This is a genomic window from Dactylosporangium fulvum, assembly GCF_025137375.1.
GTDB classification, from domain to species: Bacteria; Actinomycetota; Actinomycetes; order Mycobacteriales; family Micromonosporaceae; genus Dactylosporangium; species Dactylosporangium fulvum.
In genome coordinates, this window is sequence record NZ_CP073720.1 from 2,575,520 (window position 1) to 2,597,844 (window position 22,325).

Here is a 22,325-nt window from a genome sequence, read left to right on the forward strand (position 1 = left end):
GTGGCGGCCGCGCGTCGCCACCGGACCGGCATCCGGCGCCCGAACTCCTCGGCGATTTGGTGCACCGGCATCCGCTCGTGCACGAGTAGGTCGCGGTGGACGACGTAGAGTAGCTCCCGAGCCGGGCATGGGGCACAGTAGCCACATGCGCACGGGCTTCCCAAGGAGCGGACTCGAGTTCGGCGGAAACAACGTGCGGCCGATCCGCTGGTGGCCCTGGCTGGTCGCCGCCCTCATCTGCGGTTTGTTAGTCGGTCGTGAGCTCGGCACAACCGTGGGCGGTGTCGGGGGCGCACTTCTCGGCACGCTGATCGGTGCAGGTTTTGCACTGGCGATCGTCATGCACCCGATCAGGCAGCGCGACTATCGCTTCCCAGAACCTGCCGCGCTCCGCGTCGCACCCGACGGACTTCACGTCCATCTCGGCGAGCACGGCCGGTGGCGCCCAGGACGCTACCTTCACGTACCCTGGCCGGCCATCGCCCAACTGAACCTCGTCGAGGGCCCTCTCGCCGCGCTGACAAGCCCATCGCTGAACATCCGCCTCACGGCCGCAGGCCGCGCCATGATCGACCAACACTCCAGCGCAGCACGACGCCTCATCGGCGCCGATGGGTCACTGACCGTGCCGCAGATCGCCAGCATCGAGTTGCTCCACGCCCTGACGTACTACTCGGGCGGACGATTCCACATCGGTTAGTGAGGCCAGGACAAAAATGCCAGACCACGTGCCAGACCACGTGCCAGACCACTGCCTGCTGCCTGCTGGTGCCTGCTGGATCAGTGAGGGCTTTCCGTACGTCTTCAAGGCGGCCCGCAAGCGGGCCGCTGCGCGCCAGTTCGGGGCACGCCGCGCCTTGCCGCTTCGCTCCCGGCGCGGCGACCCCGGCTGGCGCGCTGGCCCGGCCGGGACACGCTGAAGCCCCGGACATCCTCACCACGAGGAGCCGGGGCTTCATGTAGATCGGTGACTCTGTGTCTGAACAGCAGCTGCCAGCGCTACACGAAGCGTGATCCGGACGCGGAGCCGATCGGCGGCGCGCGTTCCGGCGGCGCGGCCCGGATGAGACGCAGGCGTGGGCTACGGTCTACACGAATTTCGAGAGGTGTATCGACCTCCAGGGGGCACGGTGTCCACACGTCGTCGCGTTGCTGCATGCACAATCGTCGCGGTCAGTATGGTGGCAGCGTGGTATTTGCAGCACACGGCTGCCGCAACCGGCCCGGAGGACAGTGCAGCGCGTCCCGCCGCTACCGCTATCCTCCAATTTCCGCCGGCGAGCCGTCAGGCCGCGCCGGCGTTGACCGGGCATCTCCTCGACACCAGCGCGTTTCGACTCGCCGAATGGCGCGGTTCCGTTGTGGTGGTCAACTTCTGGGCGTCCTGGTGTGCGCCCTGCGGTGACGAAGCACCGGACCTGCAGGCCGTCGTCGACGCCACGGCTGGCCTCAGCGTGCGCCTGCTTGGCGTGAACGTCAACGATGACCGCGACGCGGCCAAGAAGTTTGTCGACGTCTATCATTTGACCTACCCGAGCCTGTTCGATCCGGCCGGTGAGATCCCGCTGATCTTTCCCGCGATCTCGCCCCGCACGCTGCCAAACACCGTCGTCCTTGACCGGGCCGGCAACGTAGCAGCCGTCGCTCGCCGCAAAGTCACCCGCACCGAACTCGAGGCCGCTGTTCGAGCCCTTGCTGTGGAACCGGTGGCAACCAGGTGACTGGCGGGCTTGACCGAGCACATGAACGCTGCCTCCGGCGGGTAGGGCCTCCGGTCCTACGACCCGGATCGGGCCTCCGGCGGCCAGGGCTACTCGCCCTGGACCCGGCGCTCCGGGATGGCAAGACCCGCCGCGGCGCCGTCGCGGAGGACCTGCAGCGGGATGGTGACGGTGACCTGCGGGCGGTCGCCGCCGTGGTCGGGGAGCTCGCCGCAGGCCAGCGCGATGCGCATCAGGTCGACCAGGGCGTCGGCGCGCAGTTGGCGGGCGGTGGGCAGCGGGATGGGCCGGCCGTACGGCGAGGTGTGCGGCGGTGGCGCGCTGGATCAACGTGTGCACGGCGTCTTCGCGGGCCACGAGGTCCGCATCGGACCAGGCCCACGCGCCGGACGCCGGGCCCGTGCCGAGGGCCGCGTCGATCACTGTCAACACGTCGTCATCCACGCCCGAAACCTACGCGCCCGGCGGTTGCGTCCACGAGCAGCCCGGAACTGTGGCCCCGCCCCTCCGGCTGGTCAGTGCGGGAATGCGCGTGGAATGCGTGGCGTCACCCCGTACCGGAACTCCTCGATGCGGCGCATCACCTGACTTATACCGACGGTGTGCTCCAGCCGGTCCAGGTACAGCGAGCGCTTCGCCAGGCCGTCGACCGTGAAACTGAAGTAGACGGCCATCAGCGGGTTGACGAACAGCTTGCTGCCGCGGGTGCGGGCCGTGAACTGTACGTCGCCGAACGCGCCACTCGTCGCGGCGGCGATCTGGCCGTTGACAATGCTCGGGCGCAGCGGGGTGGCGGCCCGGGCATGCTCGACGGCGGCGCGGTACAGGACGGCCTCGCGGCTCGCGGACGGGATGGACAGGGCCGAGGTACGCGCCGTCGCGGTCGAGCGCGGCGATGTTCTCGAGCACCTGCGTGTGGTTGACGCCGTGGTACGCGTCGATGCCGAACCCGAGGCAGGTCACGAGCCTCGTCGGCACCGTGTCGAGGCTGGCCACGGCGGCGAGGCTGGTCATGTCCTCGGCCGGCGTGCCGAGCCCCGCCTCGTCGCCGCGCATGAGGATGTCGGTGCCGCCGTCGACGAGCACGATGGCGTCGAGCGCCAGCCTGTCGGCCAGCTCCCGGTACGCGTTGCGCAGCGGCTGCACGCCTGTCTTCGGGAACGCGTACACCGTCGACGGCTCGCCCTGCGCGTCGAGCCAGCGCGCGAGCGCCCGCTCGGGGAAGTAGTCCTCGAGTCCGCTGGTCTGCGGGCCGACCGCGGCGACGTTGCGCGCCAGCCAGATGCCAAGATCCAGCAGCTCGAGCGGGGTGAAGGAGAGGTTGGCGAGGTGTACCTCGGTGCCGGCCGACCGCAACGCGAACGCCAACGGCAGTCCGGCGTAGACGTCGAATCCGCCGCCGGCGCCGGCGATCAGGACGCTGCGCGCCTGGCGCAGCGCAGCGAACAGCGGCGGGTCGGCCAGCGAGCTCGTCTCCATGCCCGCAAGCGTGCCACCCGCGCATGATTGCCGTCCGCGTCGTGGCTCGGCCATAGGTCGGCTCGGCCGTACGTCGGCCTGGCCATTCCGGCAGTTCGGCCGGCCGCCGCCGCTTCGCGGTCTCGCAATCCCTCGCCCGGCGGCCGTCCCTATGTCCGTCGGTGGAACGTGTTGCGGCGCGGGGCCCGGGCGGGGTCGATGTCGGCGGGAGGGATGAACTCGGGGAGGTGGTCGCTCGGGTTGAGGCGCACCACCCATTCGCCGAAGTGGATCAGGCGATGGTGGAGGTGGCAGAGCAGCACGGCGTTGGCGAGGTTCGTCGGGCCGCCGTGTGCCCAGTGGCGGATGTGGTGGCCGTCGCACCACTTCGGTGGGCGGTCGCAGCCGGGGAAGGCGCAGCCGCCGTCGCGCAGGATGAGCGCCCGCCGGAGCGGGCCGGTGAACAGGCGTCGCGACTGGCCGAGGTCGAGGATTTGGGTCGGTGTGCCGAGGACGGCCGGGATGAGCTGCGCGTCGCAGGCGAGCCTGCGGGCCTCTCCCGGCGAGAGGACCGTGCCGTCCTCCAGCCGCGCCGGGTTGTCACCCGCCGAGCCGCTGCCGGAGGCGGTGCCGCTGCTGGAGGCGGTGCCGTCGCGGAGGACCTGCAGCGGGATGGTGACGGTGACCTGCGGGCGGTCGCCGCCGTGGTCGGGGAGCTCGCCGCAGGCCAGCGCGATGCGCATCAGGTCGACCAGGGCGTCGGCGCGCAGTTGGCGGGCGGTGGGCAGCGGGATGGGCCGGCCGTCGTCGCTGGAACAGCGGTCCCTTCGCGGTGAACAGAGACTGTCGATGGCCTCGCGGACGATGGCGGCGTCGGCGCGGGAGAGCAGCGCCGTGATGCGGGTCTGCTGGGTGCCGGGGACCTCGCGGATGTGCAGGGCGCGGGCGCGGTGCGCGTCCCGCGTGGCCTTCTCCAGCTGGTCGCGCTGCCTCCGCTCGTACTCCTCCGGATCCAACTCCTCGAGCAAGTGTGCGCCGCGGGTGCGCAGGCCGTGCCGGTCGGACTGGCCGGCCTCCTCGAGCAGGAGCCGCTCGGCGTCGCCGCGGTGCGGGGCCGGGAGCTCGGCGACCGCTTCGGCGATCGCGGCGGCCTGCTCCACGTTGATCCCTCCCTCGGCGAGGGCCGCGGCGGTCGCGGCGAGCTCCGGGCGGTCGAGGGCCGCGGCGAGGCTCAGCCAGCGGTGGGCGGTGCCGCTGGAGACCTGGTGGCGGGTGCGTATCCACTGTGCGGACGTCTGGCCGTGACGCTTCGCGAGGGCGCGGCCGTCGAGTTCACGCAGGATGGCGAGGTGTGCGGCGGTGGCGCGCTGGATCAACGTGTGCACGGCGTCTTCGCGGGCCACGAGGTCCGCATCGGACCAGGCCCACGCGCCGGACGCCGGGCCCGTGCCGAGGGCCGCGTCGATCACTGCCAACACGTCGTCATCCACGCCCGGAAACCTACGCCGCCCGTACGACACGAACCGTGAAGGTGTAGTCGGTCGATGACCCACGGTGATGCGGCGCATGGGAGGTGTCGATGGATCGGTACTCTGTGCCGGTGCGCGAGTTCGTTCAGCAACTGCCGGCGCTGCTCGGCGTGGTGGTCGGCGTCGTCATGACGTATCTCCTGACGGCCTGGGGTGAACGCGCGCGCTGGCGGCGCGAACGGCGCATCCGGTGGGATGCGGACCGCATGCAGGCCTATGTCGAATACGGGAACTCGGTGAAACGGGTCGTCCACGTGACGCGCCGGCTGGCGGTGACGCGCGGTCTTGCCGGTGCTTCAGAAGGTGTACCCCTGGAAGACGGCCTCCAGGAGCTCAACCAGGCGAACGCGGAGCGCACCGCGCGCTGGGAGTCGGTGCTGTTGCTCGGCGACGCGAAGACGATCGCCGCCGCGCGTGCCTGGCATCAGAGCGTCTGGCAGTTGGAGTTCTTCGCGCGGGGCATGCTCGACGGCGCGGAGGAGTGGTCGCGGGCGTATGCGGAGTATGAGGCGGCCCGCAACGAGTACTACCGGTGTGCGCGCACGAGCCTCGGCGTCGAGGGCGGCGAATTGCCGGCGACGGTGTGGCCTCCGCCATGGTATTCGCGGTATTCGGCAAAGGTGGCCGCGGAACTGCGCGACGCCGCGGACGCGGACAGCGGCACGGAACGGACTGCGGTGCCGATGCCGATTCCGGCTCCGGCGCAGCCGTCCCGGCCGGCTGCGTCTGCCCCGCGGAACGACCCGGAAAATGTCATACCCTGATGCCACGATGCTCGCATGTGGTGGAACGAGTTCGTCGAAGCGGAGCCGGAGTTCGCGGAGCGGGTGAAGGCGCGGTTCACTGCCGGGAAGCACAGCACGATGGCGACGTTGCGCAGCGACGGTTCGCCGCGGATCAGCGGCACCGAGGTCGTGTTCACCGATGACGAGGGGCTGCTGCTGGGCAGCATGCCGGGGTCGGTGAAGGCGCGCGATCTGCTCCGTGACCCGCGGCTGGCGCTGCACAGTCCCAGTTTCGACCCGCCCGAGGACGACCCGGGGTCGTGGCCCGGCGACGCGAAGATCTCGGGGACGGCGCACGACGTCGTCGATCCGGCGCCGGAGGACGGCTCGCACCGGTTCCGGATCGACGTGACCGAGGTGGTGCTGACGTATGTGACGGCGTCCGGTGACCACCTGGTGATCGAGAGCTGGCACCGGGGTCGCGGACATGAGCAGCGGACCCGCAAATAGGCCGAGCGGCCGGCGTGGCTCAGGGCGCGGCGTGGGAGGGCGCGGCCCGGGACAGCAGGTATCAGCGTTCCGGGTCGCTCTCGGTCAGGTCCGCCGCCTGCTGGAACGCCTCGCGTGCCGCATCGCGGCGGCCGGCCCGGTCCAGCAGGTGCGCCCGCACGGCCGGCACGCGGTGGTGGCCGGCGAGCAGGTCGTAGAGGGCGAGGATCTGCGGCCAGTCGGTGTCCTCAGGGCGCTGGGCCTCGTCGTGGACGGCGGCGATGGCGGCCTGCAGCTGGAAGGGGCCGATCGGGGCGGTGTTCAGCGTCGTGGTGAGCAGGGCGAGGCCCTCGGGCCGATGGTCACGCTCCTGGTCCCAGCGGCTGCGGTCCTGCTCGGCGAGGGGGATCAGCGCGCCGCCGGGCCCGGTGCGGGCGGGCCGCCGGGCATCGGTGAGCAGCATGAGGGCGAGCAGGCCGGCGACCTCGCCGTGGCTGGCCGGCATCGCGTCCGCGGGCCCGGTCGCGAATCCCTGCTGAGAGAGGCGGGGGAGGAGGCGGTGCAGTTCGCGGGTCAGCCGGAGCGCTTCCGCGGTCAGGTCGACCCGGTGCAGCGACGTGCCCGAGGTCGCGGTGTCGCCCTCGTTGAACACGAGGTACAGCACCTGGAGGACGGCGTCGAGACGGGCCGGGAACTCGTCCGGCGAGGGTGGGCGGAACGTCGCGCCGGTGGCCTTGATCCGCTGTTTCGCGCGGCTGATGCGCTGGGCGATCGTGGCCTCCGGCACGAGGTACGCGCGGGCGATCTCGGCCGTGGTCAGGCCGCCGACGGCGCGCAGCGTCAGCGCCACCTGCGACGACGCGGTCAGCGCGGGATGGCAGCACAGCATGAGCAGGGTGAGCGAGTCGTCGACGGAAGAGGCGGGCGGCGGGGCGGCCTCGGGGACGGGCGGCTCGGCGAGGGCTTCGCGCCGGCGGCGGGCGGTGTCGGCGCGCCACTGGGCGATCCAGCGGCGCGACGCGACGGTGATCAGCCAGCCACGGGGCTGGCCGGCACGCCCTCGACCGGCCACTGCAGTGCCGCGGCGAGCAGCGCCTCCTGCACGGCGTCCTCGCAGGTGTCGAAGTCGCCGCGGTGGTGCACGAGCGCGGCGAGCACGTGCGGTGCCTCGGCGCGCAGGAGTTCCTCGACCTGGGCCACGGGCGGGGCTCGCTAGCCGAGGTCGACGACGGGGCGGACCTCGATCGTGACGTGCGGGGCCTCGGGGATGCCGGCGGCCAGCTCGAGCGCACGGTCGAGCGAGTCGCAGTCGACCAGGTAGAAGCCGGCGAGGTGCTCCTTGACCTCGGCGAACGGGCCGTCGGTGACCTGTGGGCGGCCCGCACGGGCGGTCAGCACCTTCGCCGTCTCCGGCGGTGCCAGGGCCTCGGAGTGCACCAGCTCGCCGGAGGCCACCATCGCGTCACGGAGTTCCGCGTGCCGGGCCCAGCCCTCGGCCTGCTCGGCCGGGCTGAACGTCTCCCACACGGCGCGGCTCGCCGGGTTGCCGTAGATCATGATCAAATACTTCACGAGGCGCCCTGATGCCACTGCGCGTAGACCCGCTTCGGGACGACCATCCGCCAGGCGTCGACGACGATGTCGCGCAGTTCGTCGGCGTCGAGCTTGTCGAGGTGGGCGCAGACCCAGTGGTACCGCAGATCGGAGGTCCTCGGCAGGAAGAACCGTTCCGGTTCGGTGGTGACGAGCGCGTCGCGCTCCTCCTTCGGAAACGCGAAGCCGAGCGTCTTCTCGTCCTGCGACAGCGCCAGGTAGACGATCCGGCCGACCCGGAACTTGACCCGGTCACGGATCAGATGCTCGGTCGTGCGCGGCAGGCTCAGCGCCACCTTCCGCACGTCATCGACGCTCCCCATTCGCCCATCCTGGCACGGAGGGCACCGTTCCGGCAGGTCGCCGGGGTGCGGCGGGACAGCCGGCACGGCAGGGGGAATGGTCGGCATCGGGGGGGGGGGGGGGGGGGGGGGGGGGGGGGGACACGCTGCACGTGGCGGCCGGCGAGCCACGCCGGTCAGCGGGTGACGATGTCGGTGATCAGGCCGTACGACAGGGCTTCCTCGGCTGACAGGACACGGCCCGACTGGAGGTCGTCCTCGATTCTCGAACGGGGCTGGCCGGTCGCGGCGGCGATGCGCAGCACCAGGTCCTCGAGGTCGCGCAGGTAGCGGCCGGCCTCGGCGACCACCTGGTCGGCGGTGCCGCCGGGGCTGGAGACCTTCGGCTCGGCGAGCCGGAATCTCGCGTGCGCGAACGCGGAGCGGCGGCCGGCTGCGCAGAACACGCCGAGCGCGGCCGCGCCGACCTGGCCGATCGCCGTCGCGTGCACCGGGGCCTTGACCGCGTCGAGAGCGTCGACCAGCGTCCAGACCGCCGTCAGGGAGCCCTGGTCGGCGCTCAGGTGCATCGTGATCGGGTCGGTGCCGGTGGCGTCGAGCGCCAGCAGGGTGGCCGCCGCACGGGCCGCCGTCTCGGCGTCGATGTCGCCGCGCAGGAAGAGCATGCGGCGGCCGAACAACTGCTCGTCGAGCCATGGCGTGGGCTGCGCGGGCGCCGGGCCGCCCGGTCCGAACGGTCCGAACGGCCCCGTCGGGTCGTCGTCCGGGTGCCGGCCGGGCTGCCGGTCATACCGCAGGCTGAGACTGTGCGACATCGACATCATCCGAACATAGGCGACACCGCGACCGGGGACAGCCCGCCGAACCCCCATTCCGCTGCGGGCGTAAGGAGGGCTGCGGGCGTAAGGAGGGCTGCGGGCGTAAGGAGGGCTGGGTGAGGAAGGGAGTATAGGGAAGAGTGCCTGCGACCGGCGCCGGATTCCGCAAACATGCCGGGGCTGAAACCTTTGCCTGGCAACATGCGGTTGAAGCGGCACCGGTCGGCGGTGCCCTCCGCACACCGTCCGGGAGCGGCCATGACGGACGCCTTGACGCAGAGCGCGTCACCTGCGCCATCCGGGATCGACGACGAGGACCTCATCGAGATCGTCAACGAGGTCTGGGACGCCTATCTGCAGCAGCCCGGTGCGGAGCCGGTCGAGGCGCACGTTCCTGTGGAGCATCGTATGATCACCGCCGCGGTGTCGATCACCGGAGCGTGGGAGGGGCACGTCCGGGTGCTCGTACCGCCCGCGGCGGCCACCGACATCACCGCGCTCATGCTCGCCATGGCGGTCGACGAGGTCACCGACCAGGACATCACCGACGCCATGGGCGAGCTCATCAACGTGGTCGGCGGCAACGTCAAGAACCGTGGCGCCCAGCCCGCCAAGCTCGGCCTGCCGGTGGTCGCGACCGGCAAGATGCTGTTCCCCGCCACGCTCGAGACGCACCGCCTCACCGTGTCGTGGCGGAGCACCGATTCCATCACCTTCAGCGTCCTGCACGTCAACCCCGAGCGTGCCGGGTTCCCCATCACCGCGAAGACGCGCTGAGAGCTCACCGCGAAGACGCGCTGAGAGCTCACCGCGACACTCACCATGTCCGCTGGTGGACCAGCGCCGCCTCGACGCGCTCCGCCGGGCCGGGCGCGCCGTAGAAGTGGCCCTGGCCGAAGCGGCAACCGGCCGACCGGACCAGCTCCAGGTGCTGCCGGGCCTCCAGGCCGTGCGCGACCACCGTGACGTTGAGCCGCTGCCCGAGCTTCACCACCACGTCGATGATCGGCGCGACCGGGCCGCCGGTCGCCGGCGGCAGCGCGAACAGCGACCGGTCCACCTTGAGCAGGTCGGTCGGGAGCCCCCGCAGGTGGGCGAGTGACGTGACGCCGGTGCCGAAGCCGTCCAGGGCGGTGCGGACGCCGATCGCCCGTACCGTCGCCAGGGGATCCGCGGCGCGTTCCAGATCGGCGTCGAAGTCCCGTTCGGCGAGCTCGATCACGAGGTCGCCGGGGTCGACCTGGTGGCTGTCGAGGGCCAGGCTGAGCCGGGACGCGAAGTCGGCCGCGACGAGGTCGTCGAAGGCGACGTTGACGCTCATCCACAGCCGGTACCCTTCGTGCTGCCACAACGACAGCTGACGGCAGGCCCGGTTGAGCACCCAGTCGTGCACCTGCCCGGTGAGCCCGAGCTCCCGCGCGACCTCCAGCGTCTCCCGCGGCGGGATCGTGCCGAGCCGCGGGTGCCGCCAGCGCAGCAGCGCCTCGACCCCGATGGGGTGGCCCTCGACGAGGTCGTAGACGGGGTGGTACGCGAGGTCGAGCTCGCCGCGCTCGACGGCGTGCGGCAGGTGCTGCTCGAGCGTGGCCCGCCGCAGCGTCTCCTCGGGGCCACCGCTCACCGGGGCCGGCCCGACCCCGGCGGACGGCCGCAGCACCGTGCCGGGCACGGGGTACGGCGTGGACAGCTGGCCGCTGAACCGCCGTACCGTGACCGCGTCGAGCAGTTCGCGGAGCACGACCGCGAGGACGGCCACGAGCCCGACCACCAGGGCGGCCGGCCCGATGCGTCCCCGGGTGACGAGCGAGTAGAGCACCGCCGCGGCCCCGGCGAGCACCGGCGCGACGAGCAGCGGGTCCCCGATGAGCGTGCCGTCGGCCACCAGCCGCTCCGGCTGCGCCGCGCCGACGCGGGCCGTGCCCGTCGGGGTCATGGCGGTCCACACGGACCGGCAGGCACCGGCCCGGACCAGCACCGAGCCGAGGACGAGCAGCCCACCGGCGGCGAGCAGCCACGGGGCGCGCTGATGCGGGGAGGAGGGGAGCAGCGGCAGCACGGCCAGGCCGAGGACGAGCAGCGCGACGCCGGCGGCGGTGGTGACGGCGGCCCCGCGGGGGTACGGCGCCCGCACGCCGCTCACCACGGCGACGGTGAGGCCGACGACGGCGAGCAGGCAGGTGACGAACACGGCGGGGCTGGACTCGCCGTCCACCTCCAGCACCAGCACGACCAGCGTGAGGTACTGCCACAGCGCCACGCAGACCCCGTCGAACCCGCGACGGGCGGCGGCGCCCGGGCCGCCGGCGGTCACGCCGGGCAGGATCAGCAGGCCGGCGACGAGGGCCGTGCCGGCGAACGGCGCGACGCCGGGCGCCAGGCCGGGCGCGGCGGCACAGACCCCGGCGGCGAGGACGCCGAGGCCGAGCGCACCGGCGCCGACGGCGGCGGACGGCACCATGCGCTCGCGGCACGCCATGACGGAGATCCGGACCAGCCAGAACGCGTGCAGTGCCGCGGTCGCGGCGGCCGCGAGCAGTACCGCGGCGGATGCGCCGAGTCCGGCGGCGAGTCCGGCGGTGAGTCCGGCGAGCACGACCGCCGCCGCGGCGATGAGGGTCAGCGGCGCCGACGCCATGAGCCGACGACCGGGTGATCCGTGTGCGCCACTTGCCGGTCTCATCGTGGGGTCCGTCCGTCGGTCGCCGGGTCGGGGGATACCTAGCTGACCCGGTAACGAGGCCGGCCGGTGGCGGTGACGGCCCCGAGCGTCCTTCACTCAGAAGGGGTACAGCCGGGGGCCCGGCAGACGGCGAGGGCGGGGCGGCCGGAGGGTGGCCGCCCCGCCCGGCGGACGGGACCTGGAGTCAGGTCAGCGGTTCGTCAGCACGGCCCCGTCGACGGGCTCCGCGCCCGGGGCGTCGGCGGGCTTCGCCAGGTCCAGCGTGGTGCGCAGGGCCGCGGGCCGCATGAGCAGCGCGGCGATCACGCCGATCACGGCGATGCCGGCCGAGATGAGGAAGATGTGGCCGGTCGCGTCGCCGTACGCGGCGCGGACGATGTGCTGCATCGCCGCCGGGAGCGCGCTGAGGTTGAGGTTGCTGGTGTCGCCGCCGGCCGGGGCCTGCACGCCGGCCGCGGCCATGGAGTGCGTGATGTTGTCGGTGACCCGGCGGGCCAGGACGGCGCCGAGCACCGAGACGCCGATCGTGCCGCCGAGGGAGCGGAAGAACGCGACCGTGGAGCTCGCCGCGCCGATGTCCTTGAGCCGGACGGTGTTCTGCACGGCGAGGACGAGGTTCTGCATCGACATGCCGACGCCGACGCCGACGAGCAGCATGCCGCCGCCGACGAAGTACAGCGACGTCTCGTGGTCGATGGTCGACAGGACACCGAAGCCGGCGACCAGGACGATCGTGCCCGCCACGATGTACGGCTTGATCCTGCCGGTCTTCGTGATGAGCCGGCCGGCCACGATCGAGGAGGCCAGGACGCCGACCATCATCGGGATGGTGAGCAGGCCCGCCTCGGTGGGCGAGTAGCCGCGGCCGATCTGGAAGTACTGGCCGAGGAAGACCGCGCCGCCGAACATGGCCATGCCGACCGCGAGGCTGCCGAGGATCGACAGGGCGGTGGTGCGCTCGACCACGATGTCCAGCGGCACGACCGGCTCCTTGGCCCGGGACTCGACCCAGACGGCGAGGGCGAGCAGGACCACGCCGGCGGCGACCATGGCGAGCGTCTGCCACGACAGCCACGCGAACGAGTCGTCGACGAACGACACCCAGATGAGCAGCACGCTGACGCCGGCAGCGATGAGGGACGCGCCCAGGTAGTCGATCTTCACGTTGTCGCGGCGGATGGTGACCAGGTGCAGCGTCTTCTGGAGGACCACCAGCGCGAGGATCGCGATCGGGACGCCGACGAAGAAGCACCAGCGCCAGCCGAGCCACGAGGTGTCGACGATGAGGCCGCCGAGCAGCGGGCCGCCGACGGTGGCGACGGCCATGACGCCGCCGAGGTAGCCGTTGTACCGGCCGCGCTCCCGCGGCGGGATCATCGCGGCGATCACGACCTGGACGAGCGCCTGGAGGCCGCCGACGCCGATGCCCTGGAACGCCCGGGCGGCGATGAGCTCGCCCGCGTTCTGGGCCAGGCCGCTGAGCATCGAACCGACCACGAAGATCGCGATCGAGATCTGGACCAGGAGCTTCTTGTTGTAGAGGTCGGCGAGCTTGCCCCAGATCGGGGTGGAGGCGGTCGCGGTGAGAAGGGTGGCGGTGACCACCCAGGTGTACTGGCTCTGCGTGCCGTTCAGCGCGCCGATGATCTTCGGCAGGGCGGTCGAGACGATGGTGGAGCTCACCATCGCCACGAAGAGCACGAGCAGCAGGCCGCTCAGCGCCTCGAGGATCTGCCGATGGTTCATCGGCTCCTCGGAATGCGCCACAGCAGGGCCCGCCGCGGCCGCGGCGTGCGGTTGACTCATCGGTTTGCCTCCGTCAGCAGGGATTGTGCGAAGCGGCGCAGCAGTGCGCCGAAGAGTTCGATGTCGGTGCGGGTCCAGTCGCGCAGCGCATCGGCGAGCAGGGCGTCGTACCACTCGTTCGACTCCCGCAGGGCCGTCCGGCCCTCGTCGGTCAGCTCGAGGAAGCTGGCCCGCCCGTCGTTCGGGTCGGCGACCCGGCGCACGAGCCCGGCCTGCACAAACGCGCTGACCGCACGGCTGGTGGTCGACTGGTCGAGGGCGCAGGTCGCGGCGAGCTCCTTGAGGTGGCAGCCGCCGGCGAGGCGCTCGATCGCGCCGAGCATGCCGATCGCCCCGAGCGGGACGCGGCCGTGCTGTTGCCGCTGCTTGACGAGGCGCACCACCTTCAGCAGCTCGCGCAGCTCCTCCCGGAGCGGGGCGACGGCGGTCTCCAAAGAAGTCCTCCATCGGCTGGGCCTGAGCGGCAAGCGACAGATACGAGTGGCAAGCGACAAATACTTGCCTGGTACAAGCATCCAAAATTCGTTCCCATTGCGCAAGTTTGCCCAGTGAGAAGTAGCTAACAGCGCCCCGGGTACGATGAAGGCCGTGAGCACCGGCCTGCGGGAACGTAAGAAGTCCGCCACCCGGCAGGCCCTCCACGAGGCCGCCGTGGCGCTTGCGGTCGAGCACGGCCCGGAGCGGGTCACCGTCGAGGCCATCGCCGACGCGGCCGACGTGTCCCGCCGGACGTTCTCCAACTACTTCGCCAGCAAGGAGGAGGCGCTCCTCCACGGCGACCGGCTGCGCATGCAACTGCTGCTCGATGCCGTGCGCGCCCGGCCGGCCACCGAGACGCCGTGGATCGCGCTGACCGCGGCCGCCCTGGAGCTGGACCGCCGGCTCGGCGCCCGCGACCCGAAGTGGGTCACCCAGGTCCGCCTGGTGCGCCGGCACCCCACGCTCGCCGCGCAGCAGGCCAGCACGTACAGCGCCCTCGAGGACGACCTGACGGCCGAGCTCACCGCCCGCGGCGTCACCGACCCGATGCGGGCCCGACTGACCGCCGCGGCCTTCCTCGCCGCCATCCGGGTCGCCGTGCAGGCCTGGCTCGACCGCCCGGCCGGGACCCCGCTGGGCGACGTCGTGCGTGAGGCGCTGGACGCGACAGGCGCCGCCTTCGCGTAGCGAAGACGGCGCCTGGATGAGCCGGACGAGGGAGCTCGACGGGGGAGGGGTTCACCTATCGGGTCGGGCCCGCCCAGCTCACGGGCGGGCACCGACGAGCTGCGGGCGCAGCGCCAGGATCACGCCGAGCGTCGCGTAACCGATGACCAGGTGCCCGCCGCCGATCCAGTCCGACAGCGGCTCACCGAAGATGATGAACGTCGGGACCGTGATGACGGCCCAGCTCTCGGCGACCGTCGGCCAGACCCGCGCGAGGCCCTGCCAGCGGCCGGTGAACAGGATCTTCAGGCCGATCACGAACATGCCCAGCATCGACAGCGGCCAGAAGACGTCCATCGGGACCAGCCAGGCCGCGTCGCGCAGCGACGGCACCGCGTGCAGGAAGCTCCAGACCGTGGCGACGGCCAGCAGCACGTGCTCGACGTAGAGCATCCACCGGGCCGCCTTCGAGGTACCGGTGGCCCGGGTGCGCAGCTGCACCGCCAGCAGCGCGAAGATGCCGAGCTGGAACAGGCCGCCGCCGAGGTCGGTGACGGTCATGCCGAGCGAGTCCGTGGGGTTGGTGCCGACCGTGAAGATCGCCGCCGTCCAGGACAGGGTGCCGGCTGTGAGCGCCAGCCCGAGGGCCCGCGTCCGGGCGGCGGAGATGCCCGGGACGGCCGGGGTGCCGGAGGGAAGGTCGGTGCGGGCGGGGATGGGTCCGGTGCGGATCGTCATGGCAGTTCGTTCCTTCGAGGAGGGGCTCTATGTCGTACGGCCAGCTCGTCGCTGTCCGGGTATGCCGTAGAGCTTCCGGGGAACCGCGACCCGGGCGGCAGGGCCGCGCGCCCCGGCCGCCGTCCCCAACCGTGTCCCGGGCCGGACGGGACACGCGTCCTCTGCCTCGGGGGACACGACGGCTGGCACCATGACTGCGTGTCCCGCTTCAAGGTGTCGACGCTGGTCGGCGACGTGCTGGTGGTCCTCACGATCGCCGCGACGGTCGCGTCCGTCGTCCTCGAGCTCATGGTCGACGCCGCCTACCGGGCCACCGACGGCCTGGAGCCGGGCTGGGTCTCCGGCCTCGCGGGGCTCGCGCTCGCCGTCCCCGGCGGTCTGCTCGTGCGCAGGGCGCCGCGCAACCCGGTCTCGTGGATCCTCTGCGTCACCGGCCTGCACTGGGCGGTCGACGGAACCGCCGTCTCCTGGGTCGTCTACTCCACGACCCAGGACCCGATGCTGCCCGGCACGCACCTCTCGTACTGGCTGTACCAGCGGGTCGGCGCCGGCCTGCTGTTCTCGCTGCCGCTGCTGCTCGTCTTCTACCCGGACGGGAAGCTGCCCACCGGCCGCTGGCGCTGGGCGGTGTTCGGCAGCATCGGCGCGACCGCGATCCTGCCGGTGACGCTGCTGTTCGTCCCGGAGCGGATCGCGAGCGTCGAGGCCCAGGACCCGGATCCCGCCGTCGCCGGCCGCCTCTCGATCGACCTGCTGTCGCTGCCGCTGCCCGACACCGCGTGGACCGTCCTGCTCCGGGTCGGCTACGCGGCCCTGCCGCTCAGCCTGCTCGTCCCGTTCGCCGTGGTCTTCCGGCGGTACCGGCGGGCGACCGGCCTCGAGCGGACCCGCATGCGCTGGCTGGTGTGGGCCGGCGTGGTCGACGTGCTCGTCATGCTCTCCGTGCTGCTGCTGCCGACGTCCGTGAGCGGCGCCGGGCTGTTCGTCGCCATCGCGGTCACCGGGTTCGCGATCGCCGTCGGCGTGCTGCGGCCCCGGCTGTTCGACATCGACCGGCTGCTCGGCGGCACCGTCCTCTACGGTGCGCTCGCCACGATCGTCGTCGGCGTCGACGCCGCCGTCCTGGCCCTCGTCGCGGCGTTGCCGGGCGTGGACCGGCCCGGCCAGGGCGTGGCGCTGGTCGGGCTGCTCGTCGTGCTGCTCGTGTACGGGCCGCTGCGCAACCGGCTGTGGCTGCTCGTCCAGCGTGTGGTGCTGGGGCAGCGGCACGACCCGTACCGCGTCGTCTCGGGCCTCGCCGAGCAGCTGGAGCGCTCCGACAGCCCCGAGGACCAGTTGCTCGCCGTGGCGCGCAGTGTCGCCGAGGCGTTCCGGTCGCCGTACGTCGCCGTTGAGGTGTACCGCACCGGGGGCACGCTGCTCGCCGAGCACGGCGTGGCGCCGCCGGAGACGCAGATGCTGCCGATCACGTACCGCGACGAGACCGTCGGCCGGCTCATCCTCGCCGCCGGTGACCCGCGCACCGTCCTGTCGCCGAAGGACGAGCAGCTCCTCGCCGACGTGGTCCGGCAGGCGGCGGCCGCGGCCCGCTCCAGCTACCTCGCCGCGGAGCTCCAGCGCAGCCGCGAACGCCTCGTCGGTGCCCGGGAGGAGGAGCGCCGCCGGGTCCGCCGCGACCTCCACGACGGCCTCGGCCCGGCGCTCGGCGGCGTGGCGCTGCGCATCGACACCGCCCGCAACCTGCTGCGCGGTAACGGTGACGCGGCCGCGCGCGCCGACGGGATGCTCCGCCAGGCCCGCGAGGACGTCGCGACCGCACTCGCCGACGTGCGCCGGCTCGTCCACGACCTCCGTCCGCCGGCCCTCGACGACGTCGGCCTCGCCGGCGCCGTCGGGCAGCTCGCCGAGCGGCTGCGCACCCCGGCCATGGCGACCCGGGTCGAGGCGGCCGACCTCGCCGACCTGCCGGCCGCCGTTGAGGTCGCGGCGTACCGGATCGCGTCCGAGGCACTGACCAACGTGACAAAACACGCGAACGCCACCACCTGCACCGTCCGGTTCCGCCGCGGCGACCACACCCTCGTCGTCGAGGTCGCCGACGACGGCGTGGGCATCCCGGCCGGCATCCCGGCCGGGGTCGGGCTCGTGTCGCTGCGCGAACGCGCGGCCGAGCTCGGCGGCCGGTGCGAGATCGAGTGCCCGCCCGCGGGCGGCACCGTCGTGCGGGCCCATCTGCCGCTAAGCTCTGGGGCCCAGGCCGGAGGGGCACACACCGGCGGGACCCGCACCGGAGGAGCCCGGCCGGGAGCGGCCCAGGCAGCGGAGGTGCGCATTGGCTGACGACGTCGTGCGGGTCGTGGTGGCGGACGACCACCCGATCTTCCGTGACGGCCTGGCCATGCTGCTGGGCTCCGTCGGCGGCATCGACGTGGTCGGGACCGCCGCCACCGGCGTCGAGGCGGTCGAGCTGGCCGTGGAGTTGCTGCCCGACGTCGTGGTGATGGACGTGCAGATGCCCGGGCTCAACGGCATCGAGGCGACCCGGCGGCTCGCCGCCGAGGCGCCCTCGGTCGGGGTCGTCGTGCTGACCATGTCCGAGGACGACGGCACCGTCTTCACCGCGGTCCGCGCCGGTGCCCGCGGCTACCTGGTGAAGGGCGCCGAGCAGGAGGAGATCGTGCGGGCCATCAACACCGTCGCCTCCGGCGGCGCGGTGTTCGGCGCGACCCTGGCCCGGCGCATCGCCGAGTTCTTCGCCGCCGGTCCGCCGACCGCGACGACCGCGTTTCCCGAGCTCACGGCCCGCGAACGGGAGATCCTCGACCTGCTCGCCGCCGGCCGCTCCAACGCGCAGATCGCCCAGGCCCTGTTCCTGTCCCAGAAGACGGTCCGCAACAACGTGTCGAACGTCTTCGCCAAGCTGCAGGTCGCCGACCGCGCCGAGGCCATCGTGCGGGCCCGCGAGGCCGGCCTGGGCCGCTGATCCGCCGTCGCCGGCACCGCGAGAGCTGCCGCCGACAAGAGCCGGCACCGCAAAGAGCCGGCACCGCAAGAATAGGTCCATGGCGCTCATTGCCCACCTCAGCGATCCGCACATCACGACCGGACCCCTCGCCGCCGAGCCGGCCGCCGGGCTCTACCGGGCCCTCACCAGGGTCCTCGCCCTCGAGCCGCGGCCCGACTGCGTCGTCATCACCGGCGACCTCGCCGACCGGGGCGAGGTCGGTGAGTACGCGGCGTTCCGGCAGATCCTCGACCACTACCCGATCCCGGTCCACCTCGCGGCCGGCAACCACGACCGCCGCGAACCGCTCCTGACGACGCTCGGGCTGTCCGCGACCACCCACGTCGCCGACCACCCCGGGTTCTCGGTCGTCGTCCTCGACTCGCTCGCGCCGGAGCTCGCCGACGGCGGGCGGCTCGGCGCCGAGCAGCTCGACTGGCTCGACCGGACGCTCGCCGAGCGGTCCGGTGTGCCGGTCTTCGTCGGCCTGCACCACCCGCCGGTCCGGGTCGGCATCCCGGGGATGGACGAGATCCGGCTGGTCGACGGGGACGCCCTCGCCGGGGTCGTCGCCCGGCACCCGAACGTCGTCCGGGTCCTCGCCGGGCACCTGCACCGGGTCGTCACCGCCGGGTTCGCCGGGACGACGCTGACCGTCGCGCCCAGCACGTACCGGCAGGTCGACCTCGGGATGCGCGAGGGCCGGCCGGTCGGCTTCGTCGACGAACCGGCCGGTTTCCTGCTCCACTGGCTGGACGGCGACGGCGCCGGTGCGGTCTGTGTCACCCACACCGTGCCGACCAGTCACACCGCCGCGCCCGTCATCGCGTACTAGTCGTCGCCGCTGAGGGGGCCTAACGGGGGATACCGGCCTGGCACGTTTCCGGGATTTTGCCCGTCCCGCCCGCCCGTACCGTGAATGACAGCAGCGCACCACCACGAATACGCATCCGAAGGGACCACCCCCATGAGCGAGTACGGCGAGATCGAGATGAGCGAAGGCCACGGCAGCCTGGCCGAGGCCCACGTCGAGAGCGGCAGCGAGCACGACTACCAGTCGCAGTACGGCATCCTCGAGCAGGAGCACCAGAGCTACGAGCACGAGGAGTTCGAGAACATCCGCCACATCGAGTACACCGATGCGGCCGGCAACCACTACGAGATCACCGAGTACACGCGCTACGAGCACACCGAGATCGAGCGGGAGCACACCTTCGCCGCCTACGGCGAGGAGGGCGGCTCCGCCGGCTTCTCGGCGGGCGAGACCGCGGAGGTCGCCGAGATCGACAGCATCACGTCGCGGCTTGAGAACTTCCTCACCAGCACGGGCTTCATGAGCGACAACGAGATCTCGGACTCGAGCGCCTGACCCGTTCCTCCGGATGCGGTGCCGATGCGCTATGAACGCCGGCCAGCGAGAGCTGGCCGGCGTTCGGCGTGAGCCAGAAGAAAAACGTGAGCCAGAAGAACCGTGAAGCCCAACAGCGCGGACCTCATGACGACGGACGGTTGTCAACCGATTTCGGACCGAAATATGAGCAGCGCTCGGCGGCGGCGATGAAGGAGACTGCGATCCCATGAACCCAGACGGCACCGGCAGGACGATCGGCTCCGAGCCCGACCCCGACGAGTGGCACTACCTGCCGACCCGCACCCGCGCCGGTGCGCTGCAACGCGGCCTCGGCCGCGGCGCGTTCCGGGCCAGGTTCGACCCCGCCGCCCCCGACCTGGTGAACGCGTGCATCCGCCGCGACCACCGCTGGCTCTGGGCCTGCGACGAGCGCGGCACCTACCTCGCCCGTCTCGTCCGCGACCTCGGCCTGCCGGTCGGCCCGCTCGTGTCGCGGCTCTACACCGCCGACGACGAGAACAACGAGTTCACGCACGTCCTGGAGGTCCTCACCGCCCTGGGCAGGGCCGAGGCCGACGAGGTGATCGGGAGTCTGCGGCGGTACGTGCAGATCGGCCCCAACTGGTCCGGCGCCCTCGAGGCCATCGCCCGGAACTGGCCGGCGAACTGGTGGGACGACCTCCTCCCGGTGGCGATGGACCGGCTCGGCACCGCCGACGGCCACGACCTGCGGTGGACGGGCCTGCCCTGGACCGACTGGACCGGGCGGGACGAGCGCCTCCGCGCCACCCGCTCGCACGACGCCGCGCAAGCCGACACCTACCAGCACGACGCCCCCGGTCCCGGTCCGGACGCCGTGCCAGCTGCCCGGGCCTGGGTGACCGAGCCCGGCTCCAGCCGGTACTGGCTCGCCCTCACCGTCCTCGCCCGGCACGGCGACGAATCCGACGGCCCGGCCCTGCTGGCCGGGCTGGACTGGCTGGACCGCCGCCCCGACGACCTGTGCGGCTACGACCGGCTGATCGACGGCCTGGTCCGCATCGGCGGCGAGCCCGCGCGGGCCGCCCTGCCCCGGATCCGCCGCCTGTGGTTCAGCCCGCACTCCTACGAGCGCGCCTCCTACCTGCGGGCCCGCCTGGCGCTGGAGCCCGAGGAGTGCGCCGGCGCCCTGACCGAGGGGCTGTGGGACTGCGAGCCCGACGTCCGGCTGCTCGCCGTCCGGCAGGTGCCGGCCGACGCCCGGACGAAACCCCGCCTGACCTACCTCCGCGACGACCCGATCGAGACCTCCGAGGTGCGGGAGGCCGCCGCCGAACGCCTCATGCTCGAGGCGTCGGCAGCCTGACGATGACCTCAGACTGATCACCTCAGGCTGATCACCTCAGCCGACGATCACCACCGCGGCGAGGACCTCACGCAGCCGCTCGCCCGGCGGCGTCAGGCCGGGAGCTGTCGCAGCCGTGCGGCCGTTGTGCGGCTGTCGTGCGGACGACACCGCGCCGCAAGTCCGCGCCAAGTGGACGCCAAGTGGGTTCGTCGATGCTGTCCTCAGCACCACCTGAAGGGATCACCGAGATCCTCGAACCACCACCTCGGCCGGCCGGGCCGTAGCCCGGCGCCGATGACCATAGAGATGATGACCGTAGAGATGCAGCACCGCTGAGCTTGGTGGGCGGCCCCCTCCCCCCGATGCCGCCCACCACCTCAGCCGGTGAACAGCAGCAGCAGTCCGGTCACCGTGTAGGCCACCATCAGCCCGAGCAGCGGCACCTGGCCGGTGACCGCCCGGGCCCGCGGGAACAGGCGCAGGGCCCGGTCGTGGGCGAGCACCGTGCCGACGAGGTGCCCCAGGACGATCGTCGTCACCTGGAGGTTGGCGACCCCGGTCGGTGTGACGACCCCGGAGTACACCGCAAAATCCGGCTCCCCGGCGACCAGGGCGACGGTCCGCTGGCCCTCCAGGATGAACAGCGACCAGTAGTGCGCCACGGTGTAGCCGACGGCGATCGGCACGATCGAGTGCGCCAGCTCGCCCGGCGTCCGCTCCGCCGAGGCGCGGCCCCGGCGGCCGGCCGCGCGGGTGGCGGCCGTGTACGCGAGCGCGACGAGCCCGGTCACGGCGAGTAGCCCGCCGGTGCCGGTGACCACGGGCGGCAGCCCGCTCTCCTGGACGAACCGCAGCCAGAACAGCGCGCCGGTCAGCGCGTCGAAGAACGTCGCACCGAGCAGCACCACGACGACCGCGACCAGGCCGGGCGCGCCGCGCAGGCCGGTGATGCCGTCGAGCGGGTTGCGCCACACGAGGGTCCCGTCGGGCCGGCGGCCGATCACCGCCAGCCGGCCGACCAGGTCGCTGAGCACCTCGAACGCGTCGCCCTTCGTGAACCAGCCCGGTCCGTAGACGCCGGCGGCGACGAGCATCACGATGGCGTACGTGCCGAGCCAGGCCAGCAGCACCGGCAGCGTGGCGCGCTCGGGCGCGACGAGCTCCAGCCAGGCGAACGCGAACAGGCCCGCGGCCGCCGGCCAGTAGCCCAGCCCGGCCGGCAGTTCCCGCCGGGGCCGGACCCAGAGCGTGAGCGTCCGCAGCGGGTTGAGGCGTCGCCAGACCGGGCCGAGCAGCAGCGACAGCGGGACCAGCCCGACCCAGAAGAGGACGTAGACCAGCCCGGCGGCCGGGTTGTCGGTGTCGTCGGGGCGGGTGAACGACCACACCAGTACCGCCGCGAAGGCCAGCCCCACGATCCGCAGCACCCAGGTCGTGGCGGGGGCGTCCACCACGCGGGCCAGCGCACCGGGCACCGGCCGGCCGGCGGCCGGGTCGAGCCGCGGCTCGCGCCACGCGATGCCGAGCACGACGAACGAGACGACGAGGGCGGCGGCCGCGCCGATCACCAGCTGGCTCAGCGTCAGCGGCAGGTCCTGCCGCCCGCCCACACCGTGGGCCAAGACGTCCATGGCGTTC

At 72.5% G+C, this 22,325-nt stretch carries 23 protein-coding genes and 1 pseudogene; 12 read left to right on the plus strand and 12 right to left on the minus strand.

Going from position 1 to position 22,325, the window contains the following annotated elements; all coding sequences use genetic code 11:
• The first annotated feature begins 145 nt into the window (after positions 1-145).
• Complete coding sequence (locus Dfulv_RS12005; protein WP_259862901.1) at positions 146-700, plus strand: hypothetical protein; 555 nt, start codon at positions 146-148, stop codon at positions 698-700.
• 478 nt (positions 701-1,178) lie between these two features.
• On the plus strand, positions 1,179-1,721 hold the full coding sequence (locus Dfulv_RS12010) for a TlpA family protein disulfide reductase (RefSeq protein ID WP_259862902.1): 543 nt from the start codon (positions 1,179-1,181) through the stop codon (positions 1,719-1,721).
• Positions 1,722-1,810: 89 nt separating this feature from the next.
• Here the strand turns inward: Dfulv_RS12010 and Dfulv_RS12015 are convergent, their stop codons facing one another.
• The 3 genes from Dfulv_RS12015 to Dfulv_RS12025 form a co-directional block, all read right to left on the minus strand.
• Positions 1,811-1,954: a hypothetical protein gene (locus Dfulv_RS12015; RefSeq protein WP_259862904.1), complete on the minus strand. Its 144-nt coding sequence runs from the start codon at positions 1,952-1,954 to the stop codon at positions 1,811-1,813.
• Between the two features lie 220 nt (positions 1,955-2,174).
• A complete protein-coding gene (locus Dfulv_RS12020) occupies positions 2,175-3,200 on the minus strand; it encodes a DUF1152 domain-containing protein (protein WP_259862906.1) in 1,026 nt (341 codons plus the stop codon).
• A gap of 149 nt (positions 3,201-3,349) precedes the next feature.
• On the minus strand, positions 3,350-4,669 hold the full coding sequence (locus tag Dfulv_RS12025; protein ID WP_259862909.1) for an HNH endonuclease signature motif containing protein: 1,320 nt from the start codon (positions 4,667-4,669) through the stop codon (positions 3,350-3,352).
• Positions 4,670-4,779: 110 nt separating this feature from the next.
• On the opposite strand from Dfulv_RS12025, the gene Dfulv_RS12030 reads away from it, so the two are divergent.
• Positions 4,780-5,472 (plus strand): hypothetical protein, encoded by a 693-nt coding sequence (locus Dfulv_RS12030; protein WP_259862910.1) that lies wholly within the window; start codon positions 4,780-4,782, stop codon positions 5,470-5,472.
• 15 nt (positions 5,473-5,487) lie between these two features.
• Positions 5,488-5,943, plus strand: coding sequence for a pyridoxamine 5'-phosphate oxidase family protein (locus Dfulv_RS12035; protein WP_259862911.1), 456 nt, complete (start codon positions 5,488-5,490; stop codon positions 5,941-5,943).
• Positions 5,944-6,004: 61 nt separating this feature from the next.
• Here Dfulv_RS12035 and Dfulv_RS12040 read toward each other — a convergent pair.
• The 4 genes and pseudogenes from Dfulv_RS12040 to Dfulv_RS12055 form a co-directional block, all read right to left on the minus strand.
• Positions 6,005-7,122, minus strand: a pseudogene (locus Dfulv_RS12040) (RNA polymerase sigma factor).
• 12 nt (positions 7,123-7,134) lie between these two features.
• Positions 7,135-7,494, minus strand: coding sequence for a YciI family protein (locus Dfulv_RS12045; RefSeq protein WP_259862914.1), 360 nt, complete (start codon positions 7,492-7,494; stop codon positions 7,135-7,137).
• A complete protein-coding gene (locus Dfulv_RS12050; RefSeq protein WP_259862915.1) occupies positions 7,491-7,838 on the minus strand; it encodes an MmcQ/YjbR family DNA-binding protein in 348 nt (115 codons plus the stop codon). The genes Dfulv_RS12045 and Dfulv_RS12050 overlap by 4 nt, the downstream gene beginning before the upstream one ends.
• Before the next feature lie 155 nt (positions 7,839-7,993).
• The gene (locus Dfulv_RS12055; RefSeq protein ID WP_259862917.1) at positions 7,994-8,632 is read right to left on the minus strand and encodes an ATP-dependent Clp protease proteolytic subunit; all 639 of its coding nucleotides are present in this window, start codon (positions 8,630-8,632) and stop codon (positions 7,994-7,996) included.
• A gap of 261 nt (positions 8,633-8,893) precedes the next feature.
• Between Dfulv_RS12055 and Dfulv_RS12060 the strand changes: the two genes are divergently transcribed.
• Complete coding sequence (locus Dfulv_RS12060) at positions 8,894-9,412, plus strand: chemotaxis protein CheX (RefSeq protein ID WP_259862919.1); 519 nt, start codon at positions 8,894-8,896, stop codon at positions 9,410-9,412.
• Between the two features lie 40 nt (positions 9,413-9,452).
• Here the strand turns inward: Dfulv_RS12060 and Dfulv_RS12065 are convergent, their stop codons facing one another.
• From Dfulv_RS12065 to Dfulv_RS12075, 3 genes are all read right to left on the minus strand, one after another.
• Complete coding sequence (locus Dfulv_RS12065) at positions 9,453-11,270, minus strand: EAL domain-containing protein (protein WP_259862920.1); 1,818 nt, start codon at positions 11,268-11,270, stop codon at positions 9,453-9,455.
• A 234-nt stretch (positions 11,271-11,504) separates the two neighbouring features.
• On the minus strand, positions 11,505-13,121 hold the full coding sequence (locus tag Dfulv_RS12070; RefSeq protein ID WP_259862921.1) for an MDR family MFS transporter: 1,617 nt from the start codon (positions 13,119-13,121) through the stop codon (positions 11,505-11,507).
• On the minus strand, positions 13,118-13,555 hold the full coding sequence (locus Dfulv_RS12075; RefSeq protein ID WP_259862922.1) for a MarR family winged helix-turn-helix transcriptional regulator: 438 nt from the start codon (positions 13,553-13,555) through the stop codon (positions 13,118-13,120). Before Dfulv_RS12075 ends, Dfulv_RS12070 begins: the two co-directional genes overlap by 4 nt.
• A gap of 145 nt (positions 13,556-13,700) precedes the next feature.
• On the opposite strand from Dfulv_RS12075, the gene Dfulv_RS12080 reads away from it, so the two are divergent.
• The gene (locus tag Dfulv_RS12080) at positions 13,701-14,288 is read left to right on the plus strand and encodes a TetR/AcrR family transcriptional regulator (protein WP_406567962.1); all 588 of its coding nucleotides are present in this window, start codon (positions 13,701-13,703) and stop codon (positions 14,286-14,288) included.
• Between the two features lie 78 nt (positions 14,289-14,366).
• On the opposite strand, the gene Dfulv_RS12085 is transcribed toward Dfulv_RS12080, so the two are convergent.
• Positions 14,367-15,005, minus strand: a complete 639-nt coding sequence (locus Dfulv_RS12085) for a hypothetical protein (RefSeq protein ID WP_259862926.1) — start codon at positions 15,003-15,005, stop codon at positions 14,367-14,369.
• A gap of 198 nt (positions 15,006-15,203) precedes the next feature.
• Here Dfulv_RS12085 and Dfulv_RS12090 point away from each other — a divergent pair, with 198 nt between their 5' ends.
• The 6 genes from Dfulv_RS12090 (at position 15,204) to Dfulv_RS12115 (ending at position 20,705) form a co-directional block, all read left to right on the plus strand.
• On the plus strand, positions 15,204-17,345 hold the full coding sequence (locus Dfulv_RS12090) for a sensor histidine kinase (RefSeq protein ID WP_259862928.1): 2,142 nt from the start codon (positions 15,204-15,206) through the stop codon (positions 17,343-17,345).
• Complete coding sequence (locus Dfulv_RS12095; protein ID WP_259862929.1) at positions 17,338-17,988, plus strand: response regulator; 651 nt, start codon at positions 17,338-17,340, stop codon at positions 17,986-17,988. The genes Dfulv_RS12090 and Dfulv_RS12095 overlap by 8 nt, the downstream gene beginning before the upstream one ends.
• Positions 17,989-18,067: 79 nt before the next feature.
• Positions 18,068-18,844 (plus strand): phosphodiesterase, encoded by a 777-nt coding sequence (locus Dfulv_RS12100; protein WP_259862930.1) that lies wholly within the window; start codon positions 18,068-18,070, stop codon positions 18,842-18,844.
• A gap of 132 nt (positions 18,845-18,976) precedes the next feature.
• Complete coding sequence (locus Dfulv_RS12105) at positions 18,977-19,378, plus strand: hypothetical protein (RefSeq protein ID WP_259862931.1); 402 nt, start codon at positions 18,977-18,979, stop codon at positions 19,376-19,378.
• 86 nt (positions 19,379-19,464) lie between these two features.
• Entirely contained in the window at positions 19,465-19,590 is a 126-nt protein-coding gene (locus tag Dfulv_RS12110; RefSeq protein WP_259862932.1) for a hypothetical protein, read from the plus strand.
• The gene (locus tag Dfulv_RS12115; RefSeq protein ID WP_259862933.1) at positions 19,587-20,705 is read left to right on the plus strand and encodes a hypothetical protein; all 1,119 of its coding nucleotides are present in this window, start codon (positions 19,587-19,589) and stop codon (positions 20,703-20,705) included. Before Dfulv_RS12110 ends, Dfulv_RS12115 begins: the two co-directional genes overlap by 4 nt.
• A 359-nt stretch (positions 20,706-21,064) precedes the next feature.
• Here Dfulv_RS12115 and Dfulv_RS12120 read toward each other — a convergent pair whose 3' ends face one another.
• Positions 21,065-22,318 (minus strand): hypothetical protein, encoded by a 1,254-nt coding sequence (locus Dfulv_RS12120; RefSeq protein WP_259862934.1) that lies wholly within the window; start codon positions 22,316-22,318, stop codon positions 21,065-21,067.
• Between the last annotated feature and the right edge of the window lie 7 nt (positions 22,319-22,325).

Coding starts and splice junctions, on each gene's coding strand:
- Dfulv_RS12005 (WP_259862901.1), top strand. CDS start 146: ATGCGCACGGGCTTCCCAAGGAGCGGACTCGAGTTCGGCGGAAACAAC.
- Dfulv_RS12010 (WP_259862902.1), top strand. CDS start 1,179: ATGGTGGCAGCGTGGTATTTGCAGCACACGGCTGCCGCAACCGGCCCG.
- Dfulv_RS12015 (WP_259862904.1), bottom strand. CDS start 1,954: ATGCGCATCGCGCTGGCCTGCGGCGAGCTCCCCGACCACGGCGGCGAC.
- Dfulv_RS12020 (WP_259862906.1), bottom strand. CDS start 3,200: ATGGAGACGAGCTCGCTGGCCGACCCGCCGCTGTTCGCTGCGCTGCGC.
- Dfulv_RS12035 (WP_259862911.1), top strand. CDS start 5,488: ATGTGGTGGAACGAGTTCGTCGAAGCGGAGCCGGAGTTCGCGGAGCGG.
- Dfulv_RS12050 (WP_259862915.1), bottom strand. CDS start 7,838: ATGGGGAGCGTCGATGACGTGCGGAAGGTGGCGCTGAGCCTGCCGCGC.
- Dfulv_RS12055 (WP_259862917.1), bottom strand. CDS start 8,632: ATGTCGCACAGTCTCAGCCTGCGGTATGACCGGCAGCCCGGCCGGCAC.
- Dfulv_RS12060 (WP_259862919.1), top strand. CDS start 8,894: ATGACGGACGCCTTGACGCAGAGCGCGTCACCTGCGCCATCCGGGATC.
- Dfulv_RS12065 (WP_259862920.1), bottom strand. CDS start 11,270: ATGGCGTCGGCGCCGCTGACCCTCATCGCCGCGGCGGCGGTCGTGCTC.
- Dfulv_RS12070 (WP_259862921.1), bottom strand. CDS start 13,121: ATGAGTCAACCGCACGCCGCGGCCGCGGCGGGCCCTGCTGTGGCGCAT.
- Dfulv_RS12080 (WP_406567962.1), top strand. CDS start 13,701: ATGAAGGCCGTGAGCACCGGCCTGCGGGAACGTAAGAAGTCCGCCACC.
- Dfulv_RS12085 (WP_259862926.1), bottom strand. CDS start 15,005: ATGACGATCCGCACCGGACCCATCCCCGCCCGCACCGACCTTCCCTCC.
- Dfulv_RS12100 (WP_259862930.1), top strand. CDS start 18,068: ATGGCGCTCATTGCCCACCTCAGCGATCCGCACATCACGACCGGACCC.
- Dfulv_RS12105 (WP_259862931.1), top strand. CDS start 18,977: ATGAGCGAGTACGGCGAGATCGAGATGAGCGAAGGCCACGGCAGCCTG.
- Dfulv_RS12115 (WP_259862933.1), top strand. CDS start 19,587: ATGAACCCAGACGGCACCGGCAGGACGATCGGCTCCGAGCCCGACCCC.
- Dfulv_RS12120 (WP_259862934.1), bottom strand. CDS start 22,318: ATGGACGTCTTGGCCCACGGTGTGGGCGGGCGGCAGGACCTGCCGCTG.